Origin of the sequence: Streptomyces sp. MMG1533 (genome assembly GCF_001279775.1) — a bacterium.
Lineage (GTDB): Bacteria > Actinomycetota > Actinomycetes > Streptomycetales > Streptomycetaceae > Streptomyces.
In genome coordinates this window covers 58,181-71,123 of record NZ_LGDG01000222.1, presented here as the reverse complement: position 1 = coordinate 71,123, position 12,943 = coordinate 58,181, and the positions used below count along the sequence as shown (strand labels likewise).

At 69.0% G+C, this 12,943-nt stretch carries 12 protein-coding genes; 5 read left to right on the top strand and 7 right to left on the bottom strand.

Going from position 1 to position 12,943, the window contains the following annotated elements; genetic code table 11:
• The gene (locus ADK57_RS25355) at window positions 1–864 is read left to right on the top strand and encodes a transglutaminase family protein (protein WP_420711896.1); all 864 of its coding nucleotides are present in this window, start codon (window positions 1–3) and stop codon (window positions 862–864) included.
• 28 nt (window positions 865–892) lie between these two features.
• Here the strand turns inward: ADK57_RS25355 and ADK57_RS25350 are convergent, their stop codons facing one another.
• On the bottom strand, window positions 893–1,552 hold the full coding sequence (locus ADK57_RS25350) for a Uma2 family endonuclease (protein WP_053751861.1): 660 nt from the start codon (window positions 1,550–1,552) through the stop codon (window positions 893–895).
• Between the two features lie 103 nt (window positions 1,553–1,655).
• Window positions 1,656–2,117, bottom strand: coding sequence for an ATP-binding protein (locus ADK57_RS25345; RefSeq protein ID WP_053751860.1), 462 nt, complete (start codon window positions 2,115–2,117; stop codon window positions 1,656–1,658).
• 221 nt (window positions 2,118–2,338) lie between these two features.
• Between ADK57_RS25345 and ADK57_RS25340 the strand changes: the two genes are divergently transcribed.
• Window positions 2,339–3,220 (top strand): helix-turn-helix domain-containing protein, encoded by an 882-nt coding sequence (locus ADK57_RS25340; RefSeq protein ID WP_053751859.1) that lies wholly within the window; start codon window positions 2,339–2,341, stop codon window positions 3,218–3,220.
• Window positions 3,221–3,230: 10 nt separating this feature from the next.
• The gene (locus ADK57_RS25335; protein WP_053751858.1) at window positions 3,231–3,413 is read left to right on the top strand and encodes a DUF397 domain-containing protein; all 183 of its coding nucleotides are present in this window, start codon (window positions 3,231–3,233) and stop codon (window positions 3,411–3,413) included.
• Between the two features lie 42 nt (window positions 3,414–3,455).
• Here the strand turns inward: ADK57_RS25335 and ADK57_RS25330 are convergent, their stop codons facing one another.
• On the bottom strand, window positions 3,456–4,562 hold the full coding sequence (locus ADK57_RS25330) for a sugar ABC transporter substrate-binding protein (RefSeq protein ID WP_053751857.1): 1,107 nt from the start codon (window positions 4,560–4,562) through the stop codon (window positions 3,456–3,458).
• A 297-nt stretch (window positions 4,563–4,859) separates the two neighbouring features.
• Between ADK57_RS25330 and ADK57_RS25325 the strand changes: the two genes are divergently transcribed.
• Window positions 4,860–6,887, top strand: a complete 2,028-nt coding sequence (locus ADK57_RS25325) for a fibronectin type III domain-containing protein (protein ID WP_063786001.1) — start codon at window positions 4,860–4,862, stop codon at window positions 6,885–6,887.
• A 2-nt stretch (window positions 6,888–6,889) separates the two neighbouring features.
• A complete protein-coding gene (locus ADK57_RS25320; protein ID WP_053751855.1) occupies window positions 6,890–8,617 on the top strand; it encodes a fibronectin type III domain-containing protein in 1,728 nt (575 codons plus the stop codon).
• A 76-nt stretch (window positions 8,618–8,693) separates the two neighbouring features.
• On the opposite strand, the gene ADK57_RS25315 is transcribed toward ADK57_RS25320, so the two are convergent.
• Genes ADK57_RS25315 through dnaK form a run of 4 tightly spaced genes read right to left on the bottom strand, consistent with a single transcriptional unit; the run spans window position 8,694 to window position 12,879 of the window.
• Window positions 8,694–9,146 carry a heat shock protein transcriptional repressor HspR gene (locus ADK57_RS25315; protein ID WP_053751876.1) on the bottom strand — a complete coding sequence of 151 codons (453 nt, stop codon included), beginning with the start codon at window positions 9,144–9,146 and terminating at the stop codon, window positions 8,694–8,696.
• Between the two features lie 5 nt (window positions 9,147–9,151).
• Window positions 9,152–10,339, bottom strand: a complete 1,188-nt coding sequence (gene dnaJ / locus ADK57_RS25310; RefSeq protein ID WP_053751854.1) for a molecular chaperone DnaJ — start codon at window positions 10,337–10,339, stop codon at window positions 9,152–9,154.
• A 45-nt stretch (window positions 10,340–10,384) separates the two neighbouring features.
• On the bottom strand, window positions 10,385–11,038 hold the full coding sequence (gene grpE / locus ADK57_RS25305) for a nucleotide exchange factor GrpE (RefSeq protein WP_053751853.1): 654 nt from the start codon (window positions 11,036–11,038) through the stop codon (window positions 10,385–10,387).
• Window positions 11,035–12,879, bottom strand: a complete 1,845-nt coding sequence (gene dnaK / locus ADK57_RS25300) for a molecular chaperone DnaK (protein ID WP_053751852.1) — start codon at window positions 12,877–12,879, stop codon at window positions 11,035–11,037. The genes grpE and dnaK overlap by 4 nt, the downstream gene beginning before the upstream one ends.
• Between the last annotated feature and the right edge of the window lie 64 nt (window positions 12,880–12,943).

Here is a 12,943-nt window from a genome sequence, read left to right as displayed (position 1 = left end):
ATGACGACGATGACCACCGAGGGCATGCGCCGCCTGCGCATCCGGCACGTCACCCGGGTCTCCTACGCCCAGGCCGCGGTCTCCTCGCACAACGAGGTCCGCATGACCCCGCTGACCCTGCCCGGCCAGACCACGCTGGACTCCCGGGTCACCATCAGCCCGACGGCCACCACCTGGTCGTACTGGGACTACTGGGGCACCCAGGTCACCGGCTTCGACCTGATGGACCCGCACGCCGACCTCACCATCACCGCCTCCAGCCTCGTCGAGACCCAGGCCCCGGACCCTCTCCCCCAGCCGCCGTCCTGGCCGGAAGTCGCCGCCCACACCGCACGCTCCCGCCTGCTGGAGTTCGCGGGCGAGACGCCCCGTACGACGCTCCCCGCCGAGCTGGTGGAGCAGGCGAGGGACGCGGCGGCCGGCCTCGACCCGCACGAGACGGCCGCCACCGTCTCGGCCCTGGTCGCCGACCGGGTCTCCTACCTCCCCGGCTCCACCGGGGTGACCACCTCCGCCGCCGAGGCCTGGGAACAGGGCGCGGGCGTCTGCCAGGACATCGCCCACGTCACGCTCGCCCTGCTACGGGGCCTGGGCCTGCCCACCCGCTACGTCTCCGGCTACCTCCACCCCGAACGCGAGGCGGAACTCCACCGCCCCGTCGCCGGCCAGAGCCACGCCTGGGTCGAGTACTGGGCGGGCGAATGGTGCGGCTACGACCCCACCAACCGCACGAGGGCCGACGAGTCCCACGTGGTGGTCGGACGCGGCCGGGACTACGACGACGTCACCCCGCACAAGGGCGTGTACCGGGGGGTGGCGGGCGGGCTGCCGGAAGTGACGGTGGAGTTCACACGGGTGGCGTGACCCGCCCCGGTATTGAGGCCCGGCACGCTCAGCCCCGCTTCGGGCCCGTGATCGTCTCCCCGATCACGAAGCCCTTGGCGGGGCCTTCGGGGATGGTGACGTCGGTGCCGTAGGGGACACGGTGGATGTCCTCCCAGTCGGCCTCATCGGGGCGCGGTCCGGTGAAGAGGGTGACGGCGCCCTGGCCGTCGTAGTCGTCGATGGTGACGTAGACGGGGATGCCGGCGCGGGCGTATTCGCGGCGCTTCTTCACGCGATCGCGGTCCTGACTCCGCGTGCCCGGAGAGACGACTTCGAAGACGACTCGGACGGCAGCGGCCGTCAGACCGATCCCGTCGTCCGTCACATAGCGCTCGGTGTCCCGGGCGACGACGAGCATGTCGGGCACCCATGCGCGCGCTTCATGGATGATGTTCGTATCGTTCCTGGCGGCGAAGTCCCCACCTCTCAGAAAGTCCCCCAGCTGCTCCTTGAGCAGAAAGACGATCTGGCTGTGTGAGTAGCGTCCGGTGGGCGACACCTCGATGGCTCCCTCGATGATCTCAGCGCGGTAGCCCTCGGGGAGTTCGATCGCCTTCCATACCTGCCACAGAACCTCGTCGAGGCTGGGCCCGTTCTCGGACAAGGGCTGAGGCTCGGTCCTGATCTCGGTCATGGTCTCGGGCCTCTCGTGCGCAAGAGCGGTCATGGCAGCATCACCTCCTCAAGTGTGGGCTGGGTGTGCTTGGGGCACAAGCAACGCGATCACGGTAGGTACGACTGTTCGGCTGACCAGGGGCAATGACCCCAGTTCACCCGTTCGAGCGAGGACGGAACGATCCACCATTCCCGCCCAACTCGAACCACACCCCCTTGGCGAACCGCCCCGCCCTCTCGGCGGCGACACCCCACGTGTCCGCCATCTCCGCGACGAGCGCGAGCCCTCTCCCCCAGCAGGCGACCGCCCCGGCGGCGGGGTGCGTGACGACGGGTGGGTCGGGGCTCTCGTCGAAGACGCTCACATGGAAGCGGGCCGGGGTCAGGCGGACGCGGAGCATGGCGGTGCCCTTGGTGTGCAGGTGGACGTTGGTGACGAGTTCGGACGTGCACAGGGCGGCGGGCATGACGAGGGGTTCACGGTCGTGGGTGAAGAGGACGGCACGTACGAAGTCACGGCAGACACGGGGTGCGGTGGCGTCGGCGGGGGCGAACAGGCTGTATTCGTAGGCGAGTTGGGTGGGGCGATGGGCGACGGGGTGGCGGGCCGGATCCATGGGGGCTCCTGGGTACGAGGGGTGCTGCCCGGCGATGGCGGTGCCCGGTACGGGTGCTCTTTCGGCTTATGGGCAGGGGAGAGCTGGATGGTCTCGCTACGTGACTGATCCTGCACTCACGGTAGAGGTCAAGGTTTACATTTTTCAAGCTGTTCGCCGGATCGATGGACGAACTCCCCTGATCCAGGGAGACTTTGGGCGACTGGAACAAGGAGTTACCCGTGGGACTGCGCACCACCATCACCGAACGCCAGCGGCGACTCGGCTACGAACTCAAACAACTGCGCGAACAAGCGGGATTCAGTGCGGGAGAGGTCGCCGAGCGGATCGGCATGGGGCGGGCCCAACTGAGCCAGATCGAGACGGCGAAGACCACGATCCTGACGGAGCGGCTCCGCGAACTGTGCGATCTCTACGGATGCAAAGATAAGACCTACGTCTCGGCCCTCGTCGCCATGTCCGAGGCGACCGGCAAGGGCTGGTGGACCGCCTACAAGAAGCCCATGGAGCAGGGGCCGCTGAACCTGGCGGAACTGGAGGCAGGCGCCGTCACGCTTCGGCTGCACCAAACGCTGCTCATCCCGGGCCTGTTCCAGACGGCCGACTACGCCCGAGCCCTCTTCACCAGCCCTGACCTGGGATTCGAGAACATCGAGGACACCCTGAAGTTCCGTATGGAACGGCAGCACGTCCTTACCCGCGAGAATCCGCCCTCCGTGCACGCCGTCATCCACGAGTCCGCGTTGCACATGCGGTTCGGCGGCGCCGAGGTGCTGCGCGATCAGCTACTCCGCCTCGCCGAACTGGCCCGACTGCCCAACGTGACCGTCCAGATCTACCCGTTCACCTCTCAGCCGCACGCAGCCCTTACCGGAAACTTCGTCCATGCCATCCCTGAGGTTCCCGAACTCGGCACTGTCGTCCTCGAATACCCCTCCGGATTCCGGTACTTGAGCGATCGCGACGGCCTGACCCAGTACAACGCCCTGTTCGAGCGCCTGACCGAGCACGCCCTCGCCCCCATCGACGTATCGTTGGCCCCGGAAGCACACTCAGTGAAGGACTCGCTGGCCCTCATCCAGCACGTGCTGTACACCCTTTGAGGAGGCCCGGATGCCCGAACTCACCTGGCAGAAGTCGACGTTCAGCGGCGGCCCGCAGGGCGAGTGCCTCTACCTGGCCACCGCCCCCGACGGAACCATCCGCCTCCGCGAGAGCGACACCCCCCACGTCATCCTGACCACCGCCCCCGCCGGCCTCGCCGCCCTGATCCGGTACGTCACGGACACCGACTGACAGGCCGGGCACGGGGGCGGCGTTGCGGGGGGGGGGGTGGGGCTACTTCAGGCCGATCGCCGCGCAGTCCGACTTGAAGTCGCCGGTGCAGATGTCGGACACCTTGTAGATGCCGTCCGCCACGACGGTGGACTTGATGTTGTCCTTCGTCAGGGCCACCACCGGCACCAGCTGGGCGGAGACGTCCTTGTCGGTGGGGCTGTCCACGTGGTCGGAGGCGAGGGCGTCGAACTTGATGTCCTTGCCCTGGATCTTTGCCACGGCCATCTCCGCGGCGGCCTCGGCCTCCTGCGGGTACGGCTTGTAGACGCTCATGTACTGCTCGCCCGAGACGATGCGCTGCACGGCGGAGAGTTCCGCGTCCTGGCCGGTGATCGGCGGCAGCTCGGTCACGCCCGCCGACTCCAGGGCCTTGATGATGCCGCCGGCCATCGCGTCGTTGGCGGAGTAGACGGCGGCGACGTTGCTCTTGCCGATCTTGTCGAGCGCCTCGGTCATGTTGGCCTGGGCGGCCTCCGGGCTCCAGCCCTTGGTGTCGAACGACTCGGCGATCGTCACCTTGCCCTCCAGCTCGGAGAGCGCGCCCGCCTTGAACTGCGCGGCGTTCGGGTCGGTGGGCGAGCCGTTCATCATGACGATCTTGTCGGAGGTGTCGGCATTCTCGCCCAGCGCGTCGATGATCGAGCGGCCCTGGACCTCGCCGACCAGCTCGTTGTCGAAGGAGACGTACGCGTCGATCGGGCCCTCGGCCAGACGGTCGTAGGCGATGACCGGGATGCCCGCGTCCTTCGCCTTCTGCACCGTGTCGGCGATGGCGTGCGAGTCGACGGCGTCCAGCAGGATGACGTCGACCTGGTCGTCGATCATCTGCTGCATCTGGCTGGCCTGCTTGTCCGCGTCCGCCTCGCCGTTGGCGTACACGGTCTTGCCCTTGCTCTCGGTGAGGGAGGCGACCTTCGCCTTGATGATGGGGTAGTCGAACTCCTCGTACCGCGTGTTCGTCTTCTCCGGCAGCAGCACGCCGACCGTGATGTCGTTCCCCTTGGTCGGGCTCGCCTCGCTGCCGCTCCCGCTCACCCCGAGCGCGCCGCAGGCGGCCAGCGAGAGGGTCATCGTGGACGCGGCCACGGATACGGCGATACGACGCATGGGGGAGCTCACTTCTGGTGTTGCCTTTCGGACGCGGGCGCAACTTGCTGCCCGTGTGACTGAAAAGCCAACGCGTCAGCCTCCCCCAGCGTCAAGCGGAACCACTTAACGAGTGCGCAACGCCACGCTCCGCTTTGCATGTGAAGACATGGCGGAAACCTCTCCAAACACTCTTTACGGACCCTCCATTCAATGGACCCCCTCGGGAGGGCAAAGATCCGTACAACCAACTCGATTCCTCACGAGTCGTGATCACTGCGGCTGCCTCCGCAGCTCCGATCACGACCAGAGGACCGAATGAACCCAGCCAGACGCACGACCACGGTGGCCGCGACCGCCGTCGTGCTCGCCACCGCGGGCGGCCTGCTCACCGCAGTCACCGCCCCCGCGTCCGCCGCGACGACCTGCACGTCCCCGGTCTTCAAGCGACAGTTCTTCGCGAACACCACGTTCTCCGGTACGCCGAAGAAGACCGACTGCGATGCGAAGATCGACCAGAACTGGGGCACCGGCGCCCCGGCCTCCGGACTGCCGAGCAACAACTTCGGCGTCCGCTGGACCGTGACGCGCGACTTCGGCTCCGGCGGGCCCTTCGCCCTGCCGGTCTCCGCGCAGGACGGCATCCGCGTCTACCTGGACGACGTCCGCAAGGTCGACCTCTGGAAGAACGTGTCGTCGACGGTGAAGAAGACCGTCAACGTCACCATCCCCTCCGGCAAGCACACCCTGCGCGTCGACTTCGTCAACTGGACCGGGACCGCGAACGTCTCCTTCGCCTACACGCCCCGCACCTCGGCGACCGTCGACAAGGTCAAGCCGCTCGCCCCGACGGGTGCTTCGGTCACGTACGACCAGGCCACCGGCAAGGCCAAGGTCACCTGGGCGAAGAACAAGGAGATGGACCTCGCCGGGTACCGGGTCTACCGGCGGCTGAAGGGCACCGAGGACTACCGCAAGGTCAGCGGCGGCGACCTGGTCACCGGCACCTCGTTCACCGAGACGCTCGCGCCGACCGGTGCCGCGTACTACTACGAGGTCCGCGCCGTCGACAAGGCCGGTAACGAATCGGCGGGCAGCGCCGACAAGCTCGTCACCACCGTCGACAGGACGGCCCCGCTGACGCCGGTCCTGTCCGCGACCGACGACCCGGTGCTCGGAGTCGAGCTGGACTGGCAGGACGACACCTACGGCGTGACGTACGACGTCTACCGGGCCGCGTCCGCCGACGGGACGTACGAGAAGCTCGGCGTCTCCTACGGGTCGAGCCGCACCGACGAGACCGCGCCCTACGGGGAGACCTCGTACTACAAGGTCGTCGCCAAGGACGCCGCCGGCAACACCGCCACCTCGCAGGTCGTCCCCCTCGCCCGGCCGCTTGCCGTGCCCACCATGGATTCCCCGGGCACGAACGCGGAGGAGACCGGGATCACCCTGCGCTGGAAGACGTCGAAGGCGGCGCCCACGCAGTACCGGGCCTACCGCTGGGAGTTGTCCGACGCGGACGCCGTCCCGGCCCTGGTCACCTGCGAGACGTACCGGGTGGGCAACGAGTCCGACTACTACCCGGAGTACGGCTGCACGGACTACTCCGCCGCGGCGAGAACGGCTTACGGGTACTACGTCACCAGCGTCGACAGCGCGGGCCGCGAGTCGGCCCCCTCGGCCACGGTCCAGGCGGGCCTGCGCGACACCACCCCGCCGCCGGCCGTCACCGGCCTCACCCACACCAACACGGAGTACGGCACGGTCCTGGAGTGGGACGAGAGCCCCGCCCCGGACCTCGCCCGGTACATCGTGCACCGGGCCCCCGCCGACGGCGGCAACCACGAGTGGATGGCCACCCTCCCGCCCGGGACGACCACGTTCACCGACCTCAACGTGCCGAACGACGAGTACTGGGTCTACTTCGTGGACGCGGTGGACACGTACAACAACTCCCGTTACACGACCAGCGGTTCCCCGCTCGTCGACGTCGCCAACGTCAGCGTCAACGAGTTCGACCTCACCCCGTCGCACTGGCCCGCGCCGACCGCGAACTGGTCCCTGACCGCCGCCGCGGACGAGTCGGCCCACGCGAAGCTCTCGTGGACCTGCACCGCCACCGACTGCACCACCGCCGGCTTCCACGTCTACCGCTGGGACCGCGCGGCCGGCCAGTACGTCCGCCTCACCGACGTACCCCTGGCCGCAGACGCCCGCGGCTACACCGACCTCACCACCCCATCGGCCACGACCAGCCACTACGTCATCTCGGCCGTCGCCGCCGACGGCTCGGAGGCCTTCTCCGGCCTCGCCGCCGTCGTGGTCCCGCCGAGCGGAGCCTGACCATGACCCACCGCACGCACCGCATCGCCCGTGCCACGGCACCGGCGGTCGTCCTCGCGACGGCCGGCGGCCTGCTCACGGCCCTGGCGGCCCCGGCGTCCGCCGCGACGACCTGCACGTCCCCGGTCTTCAAGCGACAGTTCTTCGCGAACACCACCTTCTCCGGTACGCCGAAGAAGACCGACTGCGACAGCGCGATCGACCAGAACTGGGGCACCGGTGTCCCGGCCTCCGGTCTTCCGTCGAACAACTTCGGCGTCCGCTGGACCGTGACGAGGGACTTCGGCTCGGGCGGTCCGTTCTCGTTCGCCGCCCAGGCGCAGGACGGCATCCGCGTCTATCTCGACAACGTCCGCAAGGTCGACCTCTGGAAGAACGTGTCGACCACGGTCACGAAGACCGTCAACGTCACGATCCCCTCCGGCAAGCACACCCTGCGCGTCGACTTCGTCAACTGGACGGGCACCGCGAACGTCAAGTTCGGGTACACCCCCCGCACTTCGGTGACCGTCGACACGGTCAAGCCCCTGACTCCGACGGGCACTTCGGTCACGTACGACCAGGCCACCGGCATGGCCAAGGTCACCTGGGCGAAGAACAAGGAGATGGACCTCGCCGGGTACCGGGTCTACCGGCGGCTGAAGGGGGCCTCCTACGGCAGCGCGCCGCTCACGACGACCGCCTCGACGACGTACACCGACGCCACCCTTCCGGTCACCGGAGCGACCTACTACTACGAGGTCCGCGCCTACGACAAGGCGGGCAACGAGTCGACCGGCACCGCCGACCAGGTCGTGACCACCGTCGACCGGACCGCGCCCGCCGTGCCCACCGGACTGACCACCGCCTCCGAGTCGCAGGGGCTGCGGGTCGGCTGGGGCCCGGTCTCGGAGGCGGCGTCGTACCGGGTGTACCGGGCGTCGAGCGCGGCGGGGACGTACACCCGGATCGGGAGCACGACGAGTGAGGTGTCCTACCTCGACGCCTCGGCCGTCGAGGGCACCACCTACTACTACCGGGTGACCGCCCTCGACGCGGCCGGCAACGAGTCCGCGCGGTCCGCCGCCGTCAGCGACAGCCGCGTGGACCTCACCGCGCCGTCCGCCGTCACCGGGCTGAGCGTCACCCCGACCGAGTACGGCTTCGCCCTGAGCTGGGACGCGAACCCGACCGCCGACCTGGAGAGTTACGTGGTCCGGCGGGGTGATCTCCTCGGCGACGAGGAGGAGCAGGTCTGCTCGCTCCACGCGGGCTACTACGTGTCGGCCGACACCACCTCGTACGACTACACCCTCCTCCCGGACGGCGAGGAGACCTGCTTCATCGTCGACGCCATCGACGATGCCGGGAACTCGACCTTCAAGTGGACCGGCGAGGCCCAGGTCGTGACCGCCACCGAGCTCGACACCACGCCGAGTGTGGCGACGCCGGAGGGCTCGCCGCTGACCCTGGAGGCGACCGGGGCCGAGGGCGACGAGGGGAACCGTCTGACCTGGTACGGGCTCGGCGAGGACTCCCCCGAGGCCGTCGGCGGCTACCGCGTCCACCGCTGGAACCCGGCCACCGGGGCGTACGAGAAGATCGCCGATCTCGGTGCCGGTTCCGTCGAGTACTTCGACACCGGTGCCGAGCGCGGGACCACCTCGTACTACTGGGTGACCGGCGTGAAGGCCGACGGCACCGAGACCCTGCCCGCGGGTGACTGGGCGGTCACCGCACCGGCGAGGTGATGTGACCCGAACAGCGTGAGAGGGGCCCGGAGGTTCGACCTCCGGGCCCCTCTCACGTACGTGCGCACAACACGCCTCAGTCCGACGTCTGCCGCCCCTTCGGCCGCCACACCACCAGCGCGCTGGTCTGCTGGACCTCCTGGTACGGGACCAGGTCACGGCGGTACGACGCGTGTACCGCGGCCTCGCGCTGCTGCATCGCGGCCGCCGCGCCGTCCAGGGCCGCCTGCAGTTCCGCGACGCGGGACTGCAGGGCGGCGACCTGGTTCTCCAGTTCGATGATCCGCTTGATGCCGGCCAGGTTGATGCCCTCGTCCTGCGACAACTGCTGGACGGTGCGCAGCAGTTCGATGTCGCGGGCCGAGTAGCGGCGGCCCCGGCCGGCGGTGCGGTCCGGGGAGACCAGGCCGAGGCGGTCGTACTGACGCAGGGTCTGCGGGTGCAGACCGGAGAGCTGGGCCGCCACCGAAATGACGTAGACCGGGGTTTCCTCGGTCAGTTCATACGGGTTGCGTCGACGACCGTCCATCTCGATCATGCTCCCTTCGCGGCCTGGAACAGCTCCGCCCGCGGGTCCTCACCCGCGGTTGCCTCGCGATACGCCTCAAGCGCTTCACGAGCATTCCCCGTCAGGTCCTTCGGAACACTCACCTCGACGGTGACCAACAGGTCTCCGCGGGTGCCGTCCTTGCGGACCGCGCCCTTGCCGCGGGCGCGCATGGTGCGGCCGTTGGGCGTGCCCTCGGGCAGCTTCAGGGTGACCGGCGGGCCGCCCAGGGTGGGGACCCTGACCTCGCCGCCGAGCGCCGCCTCCGCGAACGTGACCGGGACGGTCACCGTGAGGTTGTCGCCCTTGCGGCCGAAGACCGGGTGGGCGTCGACATGCACGGTGACGTACAGGTCGCCCGCCGGGCCGCCGCGCTCGCCCGGTGCGCCCTTGCCGCGCAGCCGGATCCGCTGCCCGTCGGTGACGCCCGCCGGGATGCGGACCTGCATCGTGCGGGACGACTTGGCCCGGCCGCTGCCCTTGCAGTCGAGGCAGGGGTGCTCGGCTATCAGGCCGCGTCCCTTGCAGTCGGGGCACGGGTCGGTGAGGGAGAAACCCCCACCGCTGCCCCGGGCGACCTGCCCGGTGCCGACGCAGGTCGGGCACACGCGCGGCGTGCCGTTCTTGTCGCCGGTGCCCGAACAGGCCTTGCAGGGCTGCTGACTCGACATCCGCAGCGGGACCGTCGCGCCCTCGATCGCCTCGGTGAAGCTGAGGGTGACCTCGGACTCGATGTCCTGACCGCGCCGGGGCTGGGTACGCGTGCCCGTGCCCGCGCCGCCGCGGTTGAACAGGCCCCCGAAGACGTCACCGATTCCGCCGCCGAAGCCGCCGGCACCTCCTGAGCCGCCGCCCTGGGCGCCGCCTCCGAAGAGGTCGCCCAGGTCGAAGTTGAAGGAGCCGCCGCCCGCGCCGGGCCCCGGGCGGAAGCCGCCGTTGCCGAAGAGGGCGCGGGCCTCGTCGTACTCCTTGCGCTTCTTGGGGTCGCCGAGGACGTCGTTCGCCTCGGAGATCTCCTTGAAGCGCTCCTCGGCCTTGGCGTTGCCCTTGTTGGCGTCCGGGTGGTACTCGCGGGCGAGCTTCCGGTACGCCTTCTTGATCTCGGCCTCGGTGGCGTCCTTGGGGACGCCGAGGACCTTGTAGAAGTCCTTCTCGATGAAGTCCTTGGTGCTCATCCTCGACGTCCCTCCTCTCTCATCGGTACAACGCTCGGTTCGAGCTCAGCCCTCGTCCGGGCCACCGCTCTCCTTGTCGTCGGCCGTCTCCGCCTCGTCGGCCTTGACGGTCTGCGCCCCGGGCTGGGGCTCGGCCACGGCCACCCGCGCGGGGCGGATGGTGCGCTCACCGAACCGGTACCCGGGCTGCAGAATCGCCACGCACGTCGTCTCCGTGACGTCCGGCGCGTACGAGTGCATCAGGGCCTCGTGGATCGTCGGGTCGAAGGGCTCGCCGTCCTTGCCGAACTGCTGCAGACCCATCTTCGCCGCGACGGTCTCCAACGACTCCGCCACGGACTTGAATCCGCCGACGAGTTCGCCGTGTTCCCGCGCGCGGCCGATGTCGTCGAGGACGGGCAGGAGCTCGGTGAGGAGGTTCGCGATGGCGATCTCCTTGACCGTGATCCGGTCCCGCTCGACCCGGCGGCGGTAGTTCTGGTACTCGGCCTGGAGCCGCTGGAGGTCCGCGGTGCGCTCGCCGAGCGCCGTGCGTACCTGGTCCAGCTGGGCCGTCAGGCCGGCCAACTGTGCTGATGCGTCCCCGGCCGGGGCCGCCCCCTCCCCGGAGGGGGAGGCGGCCTGCGGCTCGGCGTCGTCGGGGGTGGCGCCGGAAGGGACGTCGGGCTTCTCGTCGAAGCCCGGGGTCTCCTCCGTCACGCGGCACCGTCCTTGCGCTCGTCGTCCACGATCTCGGCGTCCACGACGTCGTCGTCGGCCTTGGCCTCGGACGCGCCCTCACCGGCACCGGCGGAGGCCTGGGAGCCCTGCGCATCGGCGTACATGGCCTGGCCCAGCTTCTGCGAGACGGCCGCGACCTTCTCGGTGGCGGTACGGATCTCGGCGGTGTCCTCGCCCTTGAGCGCGGCCTTGAGCTCCTCGACCGCGGCCTCGACCTCGGTCTTGATCTCGCCCGGGACCTTGTCCTCGTTGTCCTTGAGGAACTTCTCGGTCTGGTAGACGAGCTGCTCGCCCTGGTTGCGGGTCTCGGCGGCCTCGCGGCGGGCGTGGTCCTCCTCCGCGTACTTCTCGGCCTCCTGGCGCATCCGGTCGACCTCGTCCTTCGGCAGCGAGGAGCCGCCGGTGACGGTCATCTTCTGCTCCTTGCCCGTGCCCAGGTCCTTCGCGGTCACGTGCATGATGCCGTTGGCGTCGATGTCGAAGGCGACCTCGATCTGCGGGACACCGCGCGGGGCCGGCGGCAGACCGGTCAGCTCGAACATCCCGAGCTTCTTGTTGTACGCCGCGATCTCGCGCTCGCCCTGGTAGACCTGGATCTGGACGGACGGCTGGTTGTCCTCGGCGGTGGTGAAGATCTCGGACCGCTTGGTCGGGATCGTCGTGTTCCGCTCGATCAGCTTGGTCATGATGCCGCCCTTGGTCTCGATGCCGAGGGACAGCGGGGTGACGTCGAGGAGCAGGACGTCCTTGACCTCACCCTTGAGGACACCGGCCTGCAGGGCGGCGCCGATGGCGACGACCTCGTCCGGGTTCACGCCCTTGTTGGCCTCGTTGCCACCGGTCAGCTCCTTGACGAGCTCGGCGACGGCGGGCATACGGGTGGAGCCACCGACGAGAACGACGTGGTCGATCTCGGAGAGGTTGATGCCGGCGTCCTTGATGACGTTGTGGAACGGCGTCTTGCAGCGCTCCAGCAGGTCGGCCGTCAGCTGCTGGAACTGAGCCCGGGTGAGCTTCTCGTCCAGGTGCAGCGGGCCCTCGGCGGACGCGGTGATGTACGGCAGGTTGATCGAGGTCTCGGTGGACGAGGACAGCTCGATCTTGGCCTTCTCGGCGGCCTCGCGGAGGCGCTGCAGGGCCATCTTGTCCTTGCCGAGGTCCACGCCGTGGCCGCTGGCGAACTGCTTGACCAGGTAGTCGACGACGCGCTGGTCCCAGTCGTCACCACCGAGGTGGTTGTCGCCGTTGGTGGCCTTCACCTCGACGACGCCGTCGCCGATCTCCAGGAGGGACACGTCGAAGGTGCCGCCACCGAGGTCGAAGACGAGGATCGTCTGGTCGTCCTTGTCGAGGCCGTACGCGAGCGCGGCCGCGGTGGGCTCGTTGACGATACGCAGGACGTTCAGACCGGCGATCTCGCCGGCCTCCTTCGTCGCCTGGCGCTCGGAGTCGTTGAAGTACGCCGGGACGGTGATGACCGCGTCGGTCACCTTCTCGCCCAGGTAGGACTCGGCGTCCCGCTTCAGCTTCTGCAGGATGAAGGCGGAGATCTGCTGCGGGTTGAAGGGCTTCCCGTCCAGCTCGATCTTCCAGTCGGTGCCCATGTGACGCTTCACCGAACGGATGGTCCGGTCCACGTTCGTGACCGCCTGGCGCTTGGCCACCTCGCCGACGAGCACCTCACCGTTCTTGGCGAAGGCGACGACGGACGGCGTGGTCCTGGCGCCCTCGGCGTTGGTGATCACGGTGGGCTCGCCGCCCTCCAGAACGCTGACGACGGAGTTAGTCGTGCCCAGGTCGATGCCGACCGCACGTGCCATGGTTGATTCCTCCAGCAATGACTTGAGTGGAACGGACTCAAGTGTGCATGACGCCCCTCCGCTG